The sequence below is a fragment of the Streptomyces sp. SID3212 genome (assembly GCF_009865405.1).
Lineage (GTDB): Bacteria > Actinomycetota > Actinomycetes > Streptomycetales > Streptomycetaceae > Streptomyces.
On sequence record NZ_WWJY01001171.1, the window covers coordinates 1 to 14,916 of the forward strand.

A 14,916-nucleotide genomic window follows, 5' to 3' on the forward strand; every position below is an offset into this window, starting at 1 on the left:
GGTGGCCACACGGGGGCGGTCGCCGGACGCCAACTCCTCGGCCCGAGCCGCGTGCGCCGCCGCGCCGAGAATGTGTTTCACCTGGTGCGCGCTCGCCTTCGGATGAAGGTACGCGGCGGCTGCCGCGTGGCTCGCCGCCCGTGCCGCGTCGGCCGCGGCGGGTACGGAGGCGTCCTGGGCCGCTCGGTACGCCGCCCACGCGGTCTGCCGCAGCGCGCCCGTACGCCGCTCGCCCGCGGCGAACGCGTATGCCGCGTCGACGGCGTCGCGTGGGCGCGGATCGGCGGGAAGGTTCCGGAGGCTCCGCTCGAAGACGGGCAGCACCCGGTCCGCGCACGCCGCCGCGTAACCGGCGATGTCGCGGAGTTCGTCGTCGCTCAGCTCGATCGTCTCTGACTCGCTCGGCATGACGTTCATCGTGCCGCAGGCGGCCGACCGACAACAAACAACAGACACAACGACGTTGGAGGTCCTTGTGCCGGACGTGACGGGCATGACGAGCATGGCGGATGTGACAGACGTGAAGGGCATGGCGGATGTGACGGACGTGACGGACGTGGTGGTGGTCGGGGGCGGGCCGACCGGTCTGATGCTGGCCTGCGAGCTGCGGCTGGCCGCAGTGGGTGTGGTCGTACTGGAGAGGCTGACCGAGCCGGCCGATCAGTCGCGCGGGCGCGGCCTGCACACGCGCAGTGTCGAACTCCTCGACCAGCGGGGCCTGTTGGACCGTTTCCTCGCGGTGAGTGAGAAGTTCAGGGTCGGCGGCTTCTTCGGGGGCGTACACAAGCCGTGGCCGGACGGTCTCGACACGGCGCACCCGTACGGTCTCGCCACGTCGCAGACGGACACCGTACGGCTGCTCACCGGGCGCGCCCTCGAACTGGGCGCCGAGATCAGGCGAGGCTGCGAAGTGACCGGGCTGACGCAGCACGAAGGGGGCTCCGACCCCGCCCCCGGCGTGACCGTCGAGCTGGCGGACGGTACGCACCTGCGCTCGCGCTACGTCGTCGGCTGCGACGGTGGCCGCAGTACGGTCCGCACCCTCGCCGGAGTCGGTTTCCCCGGCGAACCCGCCACCGTCGAGACGCTGTTGGGCGACATGGAGGCGACGGAGGACCGGGAGACGATCGCCGCCGTCGTGGCGGAGGTCCGTAAGACCCAACTACGTTTCGGCGCCATCCCCGACGTGGACGGGAAGGCGGGCGTGTACCGCGTCGTCGTACCGGCCGAAGGCGTCGCGGAGGACCGTACGACCCCGCCGACCCTGGACGAGTTCAAGCGGCGGCTGCGCGCCACCGCGGGCACCGACTTCGGTGTGCACACGCCGCGTTGGCTGTCCCGCTTCGGCGACGCGACCCGGCAGGCGGAGCGCTACCGGGTCGGCCGGGTACTGCTGGCCGGCGACGCGGCGCACATCCACCCGCCGACCGGCGGGCAGGGCCTCAACCTCGGGGTGCAGGACGCGTTCAACCTCGGCTGGAAGCTGGCGGCGGAGGTCAACGGCTGGGCTCAGGCGGGCCTGTTGGACAGCTACCACACCGAACGGCACCCGGTGGGCGCGGCCGTCCTGGACAACACCCGCGCGCAGATCGCGCTGTTGGGGACGGACCCGGGGGCGACGGCCCTGCGGGAGCTGTTCGCGAGGTTGATGGACTTCGAGGAGGTGAACCGGTACATCACCGGGATGATCACCGCGGTCGACGTCCGCTACGACGTCCGCCACGACGTCGGCGACATCGGCGACGTCGGCCACGACATCGGCCACGACCGCGGACAGGGCCACGAACTCCTCGGCCGCCGCCTGCGCGACGTGAGCCTGAGGCGGACCGGCCGTCTCTACCCGCTCCTGCACACCGCCCGCGGCCTGCTCCTCGACCAAACCGGCCGCCTTTCACCGGTGGGTTGGACGGACCGCGTCGACCACGTGGTGGACGTGAGCGACGAACTCGACGAACTCGACATACCCGCCGTGCTGTTGCGCCCGGACGGCCACGTGGCGTGGGTGGGAGACGACCAGGCGGACCTGCTCGACCACCTCCCGAGGTGGTTCGGCACGCCCACCGCCTGAGCGGGGCACGCGTCGGGCCGGTACGAGCCGGGCCCGGTCGGTCTTCGCGGGTCCGCGACGCCGTGCTCGACGCCGCGTACCCCGTACCCCGTACCGCTTCCGCGAAGACCGACCGACCGCAACCGAGCGCGACGGGCCGTACGGCCCTCCCCGCCCTCCCCGCCCCTAAACGGTCAACAGACTCGTCTTCGCCGCCTTGTTCACCGGCAGGAACGAGTCCGGCACCGGGTACTGCCCCAGGACGAAGTGCAGGATCGCCGCGTGCATCGCCTCCACGGGCGCGATGGTCGCGGCCGTCTCGATCGCGCCCTGGCTCTTCACGTTGGAGGTCGCGAAGAGGTACGTCTCGGCGGCCTGGTCCTCCAGCTGGAGGGCGAGCGCGGCGACCTCGCCGACGTTCTTGGCCTTGCCCAGCGCGGCCGTGACCTGCGCCTGGTTCGAGAGCGGCACATTGGTGATGGCGGGCTTGCCCGCGTTGGTGAGCACGGCGTTCCACGCCTGCGCGTGGTCGGTGTGCTGGGCCATCGCCTTGGTGACGAAGCTCGCCACGGCGGGCGGCACGGTCCCGAGCTTGCCCGCCTTCGCCGCCGCGAGGGTGGCCTTGTAGGCGCCCACGGCCTGGTTCTCCAGCGCCACCGCCAGGGCCACGATCCGCAGGTCCCCGGTGTACGTCTCCGCCTTCGCGGCGACCGCCGGGGACTCCAGGTCCGTCGGCGCGGACGACGAGGACGAGCCCTTGCCGCTGGAGCACGCCGCCAGGACGAACGCGGCGCCGACCCCGCCCGCGCCCAGCAGGAAGCTGCGGCGCCCCCGGTCGGCCGGGCCGTCCGCGTCCCTGACCTGCTCGGTGAGAGCGGCGGCCCCGGCCCGCATCGCGGGCAGCGTCTCGCGGTGGGCCTCGTCCATGTCCTTGGTCAGCCGGTCGAGCTGAGCCTCGCTGAGAGGCAGCTCCCAGCCGCGCTGTGTCGTACTCACTTGACGGCTCCTTCGGTGATCGGCGACGCGTTCGTGGTCGGGTAGAAGGTGTCGGGAATGCCGACGGTGCCGACGGCGGCCGGCAGCTTCGCCACGTCCGTCGGGATCGCGATCAGGTTGTCGTCGCCCGAGGCGAGCAGGGACTGCACGGCCAGCAGCGTCGCGCGGTGCTGGGCCTCGACGGGCGCCACGGAGGCGAAGAGCTGGCGCAGCTGGGCGCTGCTGACCTGCCCGACGTTCTTCGTGTACGTCTGCGCCGCCACGTCCTCCAGCGTGATGGCCAGCTTGACCACGTCGGCGGAGTTCTTGATCGTGGGCAGGGTCTGCTTCACCACGGCGGCGTACTTCGGGTCCGTACCCGTCTGCGCCTTGCCGCCGGCCTGGGTGGCGGCGGCATTGAAGGCCTTGGCGTGCGCCTGGTGCTGCTGGGTGGTCTTGGCGATGAACGTCGCGATCGTCTTGTTGCCGTCCTTGATGAACGACAGCCCGGCGGCCGTCTGGTAGACGCTCACCGCGAGGTTCTCGATCGACGCGGCCGTCTGGAGCGCCATGATGTCGTCCTTCGTGGTGGCGGCGGCCGCCCGGGCGGACCCGAGGAGCGTGGCCGCCCCGATCGCCCCGGCCAACGCCCCGCCCCGCCGCCACCAGCGCGCCGGCGGCTCGGCCGCCCCGGCGAAGTCCGCCAGCGCGCTGCGGGTCAGTTTCACCGCATCACTGTTCAAGTCCTGCGACTGCTCGGTGAGTTGTTCGAGCAGCCGGGTGTCGACGCGTTCTGCGCCCATCACGCCCCATCTCGTCCCGGAGCCCACGCGGTCGCGGGCCCTTACACCGACACATTCGCGATGAGGACGGGGAAGGATTGCCGACATCACCGGCATGGCCCAGCGATTCACCCCTCCGGTGGAGAAAGTGAGGCATTTGGCGCACACGATCCCAGCGGCCTTCAACCACCACTTCAACCACCTATCGGGCCAGCAACGCGGCGGCCTCCTGACGCGCCTGCCGGAGCCACCCGGCGCGGTCCGCGTCGGACGAGTCGGTGACGGTACGGAAGACGACCCGGCGCACGTCGGCGACCCCCACATACGGCAGGACGCACGCCGCCCAAATCCTTTGCAACGGATCCCCGAACTCACTCTCCTCCCGCCCGGCGGGAGTGTCGGAGGTATTCAGCACAAGCGCCCTACCGGCCTTGAGAAGCCCAGCGGGCTCCCCGTCCGCGGTACCGAGCTTGTACGCGACCCCGGGCGCGAGAACACGCTGCACCCAGCCGGTGAGAACGGCGGGCGGCATACCCCACCAGTTCGGATGAACGAACACCAAGGCATCCACGACGCCCACCTCCCCCCGATGCAGGGCCACCTGGGGGTCCCCCGCACGCACCCCCTCAACGGTCCCGGTCTCGTCGCCCCTCATGACCGGTTCGAACCCCTCGGCACAGAGGTCATGCGCAAACACCTCACACCCCCGCCCCCGCAACTCCTCAACCACCGCGTCGAACACCGCGTGGTTGAAACTTCCCACCCGCGGATGCGCGAGATACACCGCAATACGCATATTGACCCCCAGCTGACCCGCCGCCCTACTACCTGACCGACCGTCATTATCGGCGAACCGCGGTTCAGGCCGGACCCCTTGGTGTGGGCGAACGGAAAGCTGATGACTCTCACATCAAGGGAAAAGGAAGAAGGATGCGTCGACTCAACACCCGAAATAGCAAATTCACACATGCCGAACTATCCCTTATCGATGGAGCGAGATCAAGATATTGCGCCCTGGCGCAAACGCCCAGGTCGCGACCGGTTGACATTCAGGCGGTGTGGCCGGATTGGTGCACCACCGGTTTCTTCCGGCCAGAACGGTGAAGGCTGGAAAACCTCTGCCGAATTCTCGATCCTCCCCCGAGGATAATCACCATGGGATACGGCGCCGTACTGAGACCCGGTCGGCGTATGAATCGAATTGGGGGAGAGGTATGCGCATAAAGCGCTTTCGCGGGCTGCTGGTATCGGCTGTCGCCCTTGTCATGGTCTCCTTGACGGGGGCGGGCAGCGCTGTCGCACAGAACGCGGGCACTGCCACCGCGCTGGGAGAAAAGTGCAGCACGGTGAGAACCACCAGCAGCAAGGGCTACGTATCGCTGTGCTGGAACTGGACGGCTGACGGCCAAGGAACGTACTTGGGCGCCTACTACGGAACGTTCTACGACACGGCGCCGACCGACGGACAGTGGGTCGTCCTTCAGGCGACCTGGAACGGCGCTGGTGGATGGGTAAGCGTCGCATCCGCCGCGGATGGCGGTTCGTTCCACGAGACGTACACAGAACTGGCAGGCCTGACCTTCCGGGCGTGTACGAGCGCGGGCTACTGCGGGTCAGCAGCGGCCTGATCAGCGGAGCCCTCAGCGCGGACTAATCGGCACGTGAACGCGCATTCATGTGCGTACGGAAAGAACGCCGCGTCCGTCAGCCCGCATCTGATGCGACGAAACCGCATCGGATGCGGGTGGGCGGCGGAATGAACCATCGGCCGACTGAGTGGTACCAAGACCAAGGCGAGCTCTTGTCGACCGCTCCGCGATCAGCGCGGTCCCAGCGTCCGAGGAACGGCCGAGTCTGATCCGGATTGCCTGGGCACGGCCGGGGCGCCGACCGAACGGAGGGTCTCCTCCGCGACGCGAGCACGGTCCTGCGCCTCCGGGGACGGGGCGAGAGCGATTCCGGCGTTTGTAAGGATTCCCAGGTCCAGACTCCAGGCGATCCGCGAGCGCTTTTCCCACAGGGTGAAGGCGGAGCTGACGTGCCGGCGGGCCTGTGACTCCCCCATTCCCGTGACTTTCACCAGATGCGCGAAGGCCTGCGTCTCGATCCCGAGGACCAGTGCGTGGCCGAAATGCGTGGCCGTGTGGCAGTCGGTGCACAGACAGATCAACCGCTTGAGAGTCTGTACGTGTGTCGTGTCGTCGAAGGTCCATCGCTCATGGGCCTTCAGCCACCGTTTGGCCTCACGGTCCTCGGCGGCCCCGCAGATCTCGCAGCGACGCCCGGCCCGCCCGGTGATCATGCGACGTAGCCGTTCGGTCGGGGACGTCCGGCGCGGGCGCCCACCGCTGAAGCGCCACCATCCCGCCGTGGGGCGCGTACCAACGCTTGGCGGCAGAATCCCAGCGCGCCCCACCCTTCTTCGCCTCGTCCTTCTCGGCGAAGGGGACGTCTAACCAAATCCCGCCGGCTCTGCCGGAAAGGTGAAGCCGAGGCGGCGGATGACGCCGAAAAGGCCGTCGGCGCGGGTGCCGGAGCGGTGGTCGGCGCCCCGGACTTCGAAGTGGAGTCGCAGCTCGGCGTTCTCGGCCCAGAGGATCGCTCCGTCGTTGTTGGCGTTCGCGTTGTCCTACCGAAGAACGTCCGCGTGGTGCTGGCCCCCCTGAGGCCGTATGCCGTGTCGACGCGCGCGGCGATCCCGGTGACCCCCGGTTCGGGTCGGCCGTGCAACTGTCCGTTCCCGGTAAATGTGGCGTAGGACGGTAGCCCTGATCTGCGGTTCGTCAGTTCGCCCGGGACTCTGTGCGGTCCCGGTGTCCCGACCGATGTGGCGGTGGAATTCGGTGAGCGCAATGGGTTCGGGTAGTCCGCATAGAAGTGGCGGCGGAGCGCCACCCTGACCTTGGCTTTCTCCAGAATGACTGGGACATTATCGCCTGCCACGAGAACGGTAGTGGGTTCTGCCACGTGTACGGGCGCTCGCTCCAGGACGTGGTGAACATGGTCGCCGCGCTGCGCGAGCGCCAGATCGGCTTCACATCGCTGTACGAGCGGCTGGATACGACCACGTCGGGCGGGCGGCTGATCTTCCACGTGTTCGCCGCGCTCGCGGAATTCATCCGGGAGCTGATCGTGCAGGGCACGAACGAGGGCCTGGCCGCAGCGCGTCCCCGCGCCGACAGCGCCGCCTCCTGCGCTGTCGCCGAACGCTGCGGCATGACGTGCGAGGGCATCCGCGACGGAGCGGTGCTACACGCCCTCTCCGCGCGGTCGGCCATTGACTGAGCCCCGCGTCGGGCATCCCCGGCTCCCACCTGGGTCGATGGGCCGCTACGCAAGATTCGATGCGCGCTACGCGAGAAGTGACCCGCGCTACGCGGGATGTGACGGGTTGTTGGAGTTCCATTCGGCGTAGTACGGTCTTGCCTCATAGCTGACGCCCCGTTGGCTCACCTTCGGCTGGCGTCTACACATCCAAGGGGAGGGACCCGAAGATGCCCAAGATCCACATTCCCGTCATCGCCTACACCCAGGGCGGCCGGGAAATGATGACCACCGCCATGGGAGCGGTCGACCTCGTCCGTATGGTCGCTGAGCCGCAGCCCTGGGACCAGAAGGCCAGCACCCACGGCAACCGCCCCCGCGACGCCCACCACGTCAAGGGCATCCGCGAGTACCTGGAGAACGAGCAGCACTTCGTGCTCGGCGCGGTCGTGCTGTACCTCACCAGTGAGGAAGCCGAATTCACGTCGGTGCCGATGCCCGGCATCACCACCGAGGCCGACGTGGTCAAGCCCGGTTACCTCTCCATCGACATCGGCTCGAAGTTCGACATCGGCGACGGCCAGCACCGCAGCAACGCCTACGACCAGATCGTCAACGAGTCCGACCCCGAGTCGGAGGTCATCCACCGTCTCAAGCGTTCCGGACAGCCGCTGATCGTCGTCATCGAGGACGACATGAAGCGCCGCGCGCAGGACTTCGCTGACCTCCAGCGCAACGTCAAGGCGCCGTCGGCCTCCATGGGTCAGTCCATGGACCGGCGTCAGCCCATCAACCGCGAGCTGTCCGATCTTTTCGAGACCAGCCCTCTCTTCGACGACCGCGTCGAGTACTTCAAGGACAATCCGGGCAAGCTCTCGACCAAGCTGTTCTCGTTCAAGACCGTCCGCTACGTTTCCGGTCTCCTCCTGGTCGGAAACGGCTACCGCTCCCCGGCCACCATGGACAAGGCCGTCAACGCCCGCTTCGAGGGAGCCGACGGCGGCGAGAAGGCCCGCGGGGAACTGACCGAGTTCTGGAACGCCATCGGCGAGATGGTGCGCTTCGCCGACGTTGTCAGCGGCGAGATGAAGGCCCCCGAACTGCGCGAGGCCACATACCTCACCTCGGCTGGCGTGCTCTACGCCATCGCCTTCGCCGCCTACACGGCCAAGAAGGTGGGCATCGCCATCCCTGACGCGATCCGCTCCCTCGACGAGGTCAGCTTTGACCGCACCGCGAAGACCTCCGGCATCACCGCCGAGGACACCTTCTTCGCGGGCAGCCTGATCGACCCCGAGACCGGCAAGCTCGTCGCCGGCCGCACTGCCTGGGAGACGGCAGCCAAGGACCTCATGAAGGTCGTGATCGAGAAGACCGAGTGGGATCTCGTTCCGGCGCAGGCTGTGGGCGAGGTCGACGAGGTGTCCGAGACTGCCTGACCCGGTACCTGCCCCCGCTCGGACTCCCGGGCGGGGGTTTCCTCTTCCCTGTTCTTGAGAGAACCTCAACTGAGCGACAGGCAGAGCACGACCCGGAGATGTTCGTCTTGCGGAATCGCTGCCTGGGTCAACACGGTCTCAGGGCGCCGTGTGCGCCCCCTCTTCGGACTCGAACCGCCCCCTGCCCCGGGCGTCGGTCCAGCGGAACAAGGGGTCGTTGCGGAACGCGTGGCGTGCGTTGGGCATCGACGGCGATGGTCAGCTCCGGACGACCGTTCACCCCGTCCTCCAGGATCACCAACACGTCCAGCGGAGTCGTGTCGATCTGCACCAGCTCGCCCGGTCGGCAAGCTTCGGACGGCGTGAACATCCCCTCGGGACGCCGAGCGTGGGAGCGGCGGGAGGCAGCCGAACCGAAGGCGTGCGTGCCCGTGCCCACTGCCTCGACAAGCCGGTAGAACGTCGTTTTCGACGGCATCGGCACCACCCCGGCCCCATGCCGCTCGGCCAGCAGAGCCTCAACCCGGCGTCGCACCCGGCCTCGTGTCCCGGTCGACTCCTCCAGCTGCCCGGCCAGCACGTCCGCGACGGCTGCCACCACCCGCTCATCGGCCCGGCCCGTCGGCGAGGACAGACGGGTTTTGCGGTGATCGACCAGACCCCAGACCCCTTGATCGCGGTAGCGGGCCCGCATCCGCTCCACGGTCCGCGCGCTCACCGTCCAGCCCAGGGTGTTCAGCTCGGCAGCCTTCGCGGCGATCCGCTCATCCAGGGTGTGCACGGCCGGGTCGTACTCCGGCCGCGGCCCCGCCCCGGCTCCGACACCACTCTGCCGCCCGGATTCCAGCTCCAGCAGATGCCGTTCCCAGGCGGCGGCCTTCTCCGCCTCCTGCGGCGGAACGGTGTCCAGCAATGCGAAGGGCGCCACTACCGGTGAACCGTCTCGCTGACCAAGGAACTCGAAGCCTTCGGTAGCCAGTAGGTGGGCCAGCAGCACCAGACTTGCCCGACCGGCCTCGTCGGCCAGCCGCACCAGCGTCCCTGACAAACCGACCACGGTATGCAGCCGCTCATCTAGCCGGATCTGGTTGCCGACGCGTAGTGCCGCCCGTCCGCTCACTCCGCCTCCACCCGCGACACCAGCGTCGTGTCCGTCAGCGGCTTCGACAGGTCCGCACGCAGGCGTCCCGCCCAGAGCAGATGGAATACCGCTGGTAGCACCGCAATTGGATCACCCAGCAGAGACGCCTGCCCCACCAGCGGCGAGGGCACCGAGAACACCGCCATCAGCCGCTCGGTCAACCCCGCGGCGGTCGCGCGCCGAGGATGCCGGTACCCCGCCAGCCAGCGGACATTGGCTATCCGGACGGTGTCCACCATCCCGACCACCCGATAGCCCCAGCCCACCGCTTCACACGCCAGGCGCGTCACCGCGAACTTGGCCGCTGATCGCTCGTCGATCCGGTCCAGAGGCCGGCAGTCCACCAGCAGCCCCCGGCCGTCCTCGAACCGTGCAAAGTAGTCCGGCGCGTGTGAGACCGCTCTGCCCTTGTCGTTCTGCCAGAACAGCCATAGCGGCTGCGACAGCAGCCCAGTCACCTCGGGTGTGAAGTCCAGCAGCATCGCGTGATCCCGCTCCAGCCACGACTCGAACCCCATGTGCCCGCCCGTCGTGGCCGACCAGTACAGGCCCGGGAAGTTCCGCTGACCGCGGTACGACGGGAACCCGCGTACCGGCAGCCCCGCCTCGAACTCCACTACTGCCGCCTCGGCCAGCGGACACCGATGCTCGCCACGGGCGTCCCGCCAGCCGACCTCGAATCCGCCCACGTCCAGCGGTGCCGTATCACTCGTCTCACCCGACTCCATGGACTTCACTGTCCAGAATCAATGGGAATCCACCAGAAGTTTTGGGGCTGAAACCCCTCATATGAGTGATGCTGCAAGCCAGCTCAGTCAGATGATGAGGTGGGTAGTTCGCATTGCTCACCATCAGAGCCAGTGCAAAACAAAGAGACCCGGACACAGTGTCCGGGTCTCTGATCTCGTGTTTTCGCGCTTTCCAATTCGCAAGCGCAGAAGCCCGCATGACGCTGGGCGTTAAGGCCCGTGAGGCGAGGTCGCAGTAGGCGCTCGCCACGAACCGAATGCGACCGTCAGTCGGTGCCGTCGCTTATCATGATCAGCCAGCGCGAGCCAGAGGAGCGAGGAACAGTCCTCAGACTGTCGGCCCGTATTGCCATCCGCGCTTCTCAGCCTTGTCGCGCAAGATACTCGCGCGCTTCTTCTGCTGCTTGGGACTCGCAACAGCCTTGAAGTCAACAAAGGCATGCGCCGGAGGGCGCTCTTCGCCGTCATCGACTTGAGAATCGTCGACGGCTCTGAGATCTACCTCTTGAACCTCTGCGACGTCGATGCAATAAACGCCAATCGACTTCAAACCCACCGTCTCGGTGTGATACTGATGAGCATCTTCGGGGCTAACGATCGAAGCTCTAGTTACAGATACTTCGCCTGAGTCCTTCGGGGTGGGACTGAAGAGTTGACTGGTAACTCGACCTTCATGAATCCAGATCGGGTGTACCTGACGCCAAAGCCTCTCTCCCTGCTCCGTTATCTCGAACTCACCAGGTCGAAGGTCCAAGCCATCAATCGACATACCTTGCGATCCCCCCGATCACAAAATCTTTAATCTCACTCAGATGTCGCCACTCAAATGCCTTACCATCCTCTTGGTCATCCGACTTTGAGAATGCGTAAGCTTCGACTTTCTCATCCGCCGTGACAGTCAGGGTTACTTCCCCTGCCGCGTAAGGCCACTCAAGCTGTACGCCACCATCTTCCGTCGGGTAGATGTAAGGACGCTGCACTTGCTCATCGAGAAATTCGAGCAGAAGCGACTCAACCTCACGGAGGACTTTTCGACTTACCTGCCGCCCAACCCCGTCCAGCCATCCCGCTTCAAGGTCATGCAACTCACTCAGCCGCTCGGACCAATCGACCGGTAGCGCGGGTTCAATGGAAAGAACATCTTGAATCTCGATGATCTCGTCTTCCATTGATTGAATAGCCACCGCACTGATAGCCACAGTTGGCGCCATTGTCGAGCGTTCCAGGTACTGCTTCAGATCCGCAACGATGTCATCTGAAGAAAACCGCCCAAGGATTACCTTCTCGCCCCGCGCTAGACGGAATTCAAAGGTACTCTTATCTGCACTAAGGCCGGTGACTTGCCCCAATACGAGCGTCTCAATCTCGAATCTTTCGAGGCGTGCCTGTTCATGGATCTTACGGCGAACAGACTGCGAGTAAATCACAGCATTGGGAGTCCCGCTATCAAACTCAATGAACTCGTCACCTCGCAGGGTTCTCCCGAAACTGGAGAACTCACGCAACGCGTGCGGAGGGAAATTTCGAGGAATGCCAGACCCTTCTTGGATCGAGCGCAGAGCATCCTGAATTACCATTCTGGCTTCTTCAAAAATGCCTGCATCGTGATCGTCGAAGAGTGCATCTGAGTCGACAATGGTCCGCTCTAGAACGGGAATTACACTGCCACGCTGGATATCAGATAGGCGAAGCGAGAAAGATGAGGCGAAACCCCTGGGGACGCGCTGGCGCCTCGCATGGCGCTGTTTGTAGAGCCCTCGGGCGACGTCGACAACCAAGCGCTCATACCTAGCGAACTCTGCCAGGACTTCAACGGGCAGGCCCGCTTGCTCGTAACGCCCGCCTCGCAGGCGCCAAGATCCAAAAGTCCGACTGTCCGTGCCCATGCCCCCACCCTACTGAGCTAGCGCCAGAACCCCCCGGTGTGCACTCCAGCGCAGATCAATTTTGCTCTGTCGCAACACAAGAAGCAATCGAACAACGCCATCGCAATGGCAAGCTCGCGCTGCATCCTCTCGTGTCTGCGCAACGCCGTCACTACCTCGGGCAAGGGTGGACCAGCCAAGACGCTCCCTTGCGGCGCACGAACCAGGGGGCCAAACGCGGCAGACTCAGGCCGGCCAGCTTCGCCGGGACTCCGCCATGTCGTTTGCCAGAACCACTGGGACTCGCCACATCTACTGAGAACGGACAGCAACCTACACACAGCGAAGGCCGGACGCCGACTACCGTGAACACTTTTGCAAGCGTTGTGCTTGCAAAAGTTAGCGGGGGTGATGCAGCATGAAGGCATGGCATCGCTCAACGTCGGCAATCTTGGTGAGTACCTGCGCGAGCAGCGGCGCACGGCGCGGTTGTCGTTGCGGCAGCTCGCTGATGCCGCCGGGGTGTCCAATCCGTACCTCAGTCAGATCGAGCGGGGTCTGCGCAAGCCCAGCGCGGACATCCTCCAGCAGCTCGCCAAGGCGTTGCGGATCTCCGCGGAGACGCTGTACGTGCAGGCCGGGATGTTGGACGAGCGGGAGCGGCAGGAGCTGGAGACGCGTGCCGTCCTCCTTGCCGATCCGTCCATAAACGAGCGGCAGAAGCAGGTGCTGCTCCAGATCTACGAGTCCTTCCGCAAGGAGAACGGATTCGAGTCGACGGTCGAGGCGGCGTTGGGGGCGAAGCTCGGGGCCGATGCGGAGAGTGTTGCCGCCGCCCTTGTCGCCGAGGACGCCGAGGATGCCGAAGGCGTCGAGGATGCCCGAGACGTCGAGAACGCCGACGACGTCGAGAACGCCGAGAACGCCGTTGAGGAAGGCACCGCCGATGGTGGTGTCCGCAAGCCACCCACCCCCTGATCCGGAGGATCACTGTCATGGCCATCGCAGATGACCTGCGCAAGACGCTCACCGACCCGACCCCCCTCTACTTCGCCGCCGGCACCGCCGACCTCGCCGTCGAGCAGGCCAGGAAGGTGCCCGGGCTGATCGAGCAGCTGCGGTCCGAGGCTCCGGCCCGGATCGACGCCGTACGGAACACCGATCCCAAGGTTGTCCAGGACCGGGTCGCCGACCAGGCCAAGGAGGCCCAGGCCAGGGTCACCGAGGTGTTCGGGGCGTTCGACCCCGCCGATCTGAAGAAGCTCGGCGAGACCGCCCAGGACCTGGCGCTGCGCAGTGTGGGCGTGGCCGCCGAGTACGCGGTCCGGGCGCGTGAGACGTACGAGAAGGTCGCCGAGCGCGGCGAGCAGACCGTACGGGCATGGCGTGGTGAGGCCGCGGAGGAGATCACCGAGATCGCCGTCGCCGTCGAGCCCGAGACCGCCCCCAAGCCGGCCCCCGGTAAGCCCGGCCCCGCCAAGCCCGCCCCGGCCAAGGCCGCCGACGCGAAGGCCGCGCCCAAGGCCGAGGGGAAGAGCGAGAGCAAGGCCGCGCCCTCGAAGCCCGCCGCCAAGTCGGCCGCCGCCCGTAAGACCACCCCGCGCAGGACCACTCCCCGCAAGACCACCCCGCCGTCCGGTACGACCGGCCCGTCGGGTACGTCCGGCACTTCGGGGCCGTCCGACACGTCCGGCAAGTGACCCCGGCGCCATGCGTCGTCGTCGCCCTGGGGCGATAGCCGCAGTCACAGCCGTCGCGGTTACGGAGGGAGCGGGTCGGGCACCTCACCCGTGTCCGGCTCGTTCTCCCGGTACCTTGGCGTAACAGGGCGTCCCCGGCGCTTCACCACTCATCGGGTCATTAGGCGGTGCTCAGCGTGTTGATCTCAGGGTTCAACAACATTTTCGGCCTTCTCAGCCTCGCGATGCTCGTCTTCGCCGTCGTCGCGCTGATCTTCGCCGCGACGGCCCGCAAGGACGCCTACCCGGCGGCCGACAAGAAGACCAAGAGCTTCTGGCTGATCATCCTCGGTGTGGTGGTGGCCGTGGACTTCTTCCTGTCCAGCATCTTCTTCCTCCAGATCGCCGGGCTCGTCGCGACGATCGTCTTCATGGTCGACGTACGGCCCGCCCTCCGCCAGGTCTCCGGCGGCGGACGCCGCAGCGGCGGGTCGAGCAGTGACGGTCCTTACGGGCCCTACAACGGCGGTCGGTGACCCAGGCGGTCCGTATGTGACCCAGGCCAGGCGGTCCGTATGTGACCCAGGCAGGCCGTGTCCGTGACCCACACAAGGCCGTCGGTGACCCGTATGGCAGTAGCGGGCAACGCAGCAACGGGAAGAGACCGGCTCACTCCCGGCCCCGGGCCAGCAGCAGCACCGCCACGTCGTCCGTCAGCTCCCCGCCGTTCAGCTCCCGCGCCTCCGCCACCGCCGCCTCCAGCAGCTCGTCGCCCCGGAGCCCCGCCGCCAGCTGCCGGTTGATCATCCCGACCATGCCGTCCTGCCCCAGCCGCTGCTTCTCGCCGGGGCCCACACGCCCCTCGATCAGCCCGTCCGTGTACATCATCAGACTCCACGCCCCGCCCAGCTCGACCTGGAGCCGGGGCCAGCGGGCGCGCGGCAGCAGGCCCAGGGCCGGTCCGCCGTCCTCGTA

Annotated in this window: 18 protein-coding genes; 7 read left to right on the plus strand and 11 right to left on the minus strand. The window is 66.9% G+C overall.

Annotated elements, in window-relative coordinates:
- Positions 1–408, minus strand: a 408-nt coding sequence (locus GT042_RS34895) for a putative immunity protein (RefSeq protein ID WP_345944034.1), incomplete at its 3' end; no start/stop codon positions are given.
- 139 nt (positions 409–547) lie between these two features.
- On the opposite strand from GT042_RS34895, the gene GT042_RS34900 reads away from it, so the two are divergent.
- Positions 548–2,068 (plus strand): FAD-dependent monooxygenase, encoded by a 1,521-nt coding sequence (locus GT042_RS34900; protein WP_161312706.1) that lies wholly within the window; start codon positions 548–550, stop codon positions 2,066–2,068.
- A gap of 165 nt (positions 2,069–2,233) precedes the next feature.
- On the opposite strand, the gene GT042_RS34905 is transcribed toward GT042_RS34900, so the two are convergent.
- The 3 genes from GT042_RS34905 to GT042_RS34915 form a co-directional block, all read right to left on the minus strand.
- Positions 2,234–3,043 (minus strand): ferritin-like domain-containing protein, encoded by an 810-nt coding sequence (locus GT042_RS34905; RefSeq protein ID WP_345944035.1) that lies wholly within the window; start codon positions 3,041–3,043, stop codon positions 2,234–2,236.
- Positions 3,040–3,825, minus strand: coding sequence for a ferritin-like domain-containing protein (locus GT042_RS34910; RefSeq protein WP_161312696.1), 786 nt, complete (start codon positions 3,823–3,825; stop codon positions 3,040–3,042). The genes GT042_RS34905 and GT042_RS34910 overlap by 4 nt, the downstream gene beginning before the upstream one ends.
- 181 nt (positions 3,826–4,006) lie before the next feature.
- Positions 4,007–4,600, minus strand: coding sequence for an NAD(P)H-dependent oxidoreductase (locus tag GT042_RS34915; protein ID WP_161312697.1), 594 nt, complete (start codon positions 4,598–4,600; stop codon positions 4,007–4,009).
- 418 nt (positions 4,601–5,018) lie between these two features.
- Between GT042_RS34915 and GT042_RS34920 the strand changes: the two genes are divergently transcribed.
- Positions 5,019–5,432: a hypothetical protein gene (locus GT042_RS34920; protein WP_161312698.1), complete on the plus strand. Its 414-nt coding sequence runs from the start codon at positions 5,019–5,021 to the stop codon at positions 5,430–5,432.
- Positions 5,433–5,623: 191 nt separating this feature from the next.
- Here GT042_RS34920 and GT042_RS34925 read toward each other — a convergent pair whose 3' ends face one another.
- Together GT042_RS34925 and GT042_RS39665 are read right to left on the minus strand one after the other, a co-directional pair.
- Positions 5,624–6,106 carry a hypothetical protein gene (locus GT042_RS34925; RefSeq protein WP_202534623.1) on the minus strand — a complete coding sequence of 161 codons (483 nt, stop codon included), beginning with the start codon at positions 6,104–6,106 and terminating at the stop codon, positions 5,624–5,626.
- Positions 6,048–6,398, minus strand: a complete 351-nt coding sequence (locus GT042_RS39665) for a DUF5710 domain-containing protein (protein WP_237531507.1) — start codon at positions 6,396–6,398, stop codon at positions 6,048–6,050. The genes GT042_RS34925 and GT042_RS39665 overlap by 59 nt, the downstream gene beginning before the upstream one ends.
- Before the next feature lie 283 nt (positions 6,399–6,681).
- Between GT042_RS39665 and GT042_RS40250 the strand changes: the two genes are divergently transcribed.
- Together GT042_RS40250 and GT042_RS34935 are read left to right on the plus strand one after the other, a co-directional pair.
- Positions 6,682–7,089: a recombinase family protein gene (locus GT042_RS40250; RefSeq protein WP_345944036.1), complete on the plus strand. Its 408-nt coding sequence runs from the start codon at positions 6,682–6,684 to the stop codon at positions 7,087–7,089.
- Positions 7,090–7,298: 209 nt separating this feature from the next.
- Positions 7,299–8,507 carry a DNA sulfur modification protein DndB gene (locus GT042_RS34935; protein ID WP_161312699.1) on the plus strand — a complete coding sequence of 403 codons (1,209 nt, stop codon included), beginning with the start codon at positions 7,299–7,301 and terminating at the stop codon, positions 8,505–8,507.
- A 127-nt stretch (positions 8,508–8,634) separates the two neighbouring features.
- Here the strand turns inward: GT042_RS34935 and GT042_RS34940 are convergent, their stop codons facing one another.
- The 4 genes from GT042_RS34940 to GT042_RS34955 all read right to left on the minus strand — a co-directional run bounded on the left by GT042_RS34940 (position 8,635) and on the right by GT042_RS34955 (position 12,283).
- On the minus strand, positions 8,635–9,627 hold the full coding sequence (locus tag GT042_RS34940) for a hypothetical protein (RefSeq protein ID WP_237531505.1): 993 nt from the start codon (positions 9,625–9,627) through the stop codon (positions 8,635–8,637).
- A complete protein-coding gene (locus GT042_RS34945; RefSeq protein WP_202534625.1) occupies positions 9,624–10,376 on the minus strand; it encodes a TnsA-like heteromeric transposase endonuclease subunit in 753 nt (250 codons plus the stop codon). Before GT042_RS34945 ends, GT042_RS34940 begins: the two co-directional genes overlap by 4 nt.
- Before the next feature lie 349 nt (positions 10,377–10,725).
- Positions 10,726–11,166 carry a hypothetical protein gene (locus GT042_RS34950; RefSeq protein ID WP_161312700.1) on the minus strand — a complete coding sequence of 147 codons (441 nt, stop codon included), beginning with the start codon at positions 11,164–11,166 and terminating at the stop codon, positions 10,726–10,728.
- Positions 11,156–12,283, minus strand: a complete 1,128-nt coding sequence (locus GT042_RS34955) for a hypothetical protein (protein WP_161312701.1) — start codon at positions 12,281–12,283, stop codon at positions 11,156–11,158. The genes GT042_RS34950 and GT042_RS34955 overlap by 11 nt, the downstream gene beginning before the upstream one ends.
- 405 nt (positions 12,284–12,688) lie before the next feature.
- Here GT042_RS34955 and GT042_RS34960 point away from each other — a divergent pair, with 405 nt between their 5' ends.
- From GT042_RS34960 to GT042_RS34970, 3 genes are all read left to right on the plus strand, one after another.
- Positions 12,689–13,240, plus strand: a complete 552-nt coding sequence (locus tag GT042_RS34960; protein ID WP_161312702.1) for a helix-turn-helix transcriptional regulator — start codon at positions 12,689–12,691, stop codon at positions 13,238–13,240.
- 17 nt (positions 13,241–13,257) lie between these two features.
- Entirely contained in the window at positions 13,258–13,962 is a 705-nt protein-coding gene (locus GT042_RS34965; protein ID WP_161312703.1) for a hypothetical protein, read from the plus strand.
- A gap of 176 nt (positions 13,963–14,138) precedes the next feature.
- Positions 14,139–14,477, plus strand: coding sequence for a DUF2516 family protein (locus GT042_RS34970; protein WP_161312704.1), 339 nt, complete (start codon positions 14,139–14,141; stop codon positions 14,475–14,477).
- Between the two features lie 133 nt (positions 14,478–14,610).
- On the opposite strand, the gene GT042_RS34975 is transcribed toward GT042_RS34970, so the two are convergent.
- Positions 14,611–14,916 (minus strand): SpoIIE family protein phosphatase (locus tag GT042_RS34975; protein ID WP_161312705.1); only part of this gene is annotated, 306 nt, incomplete at its 5' end.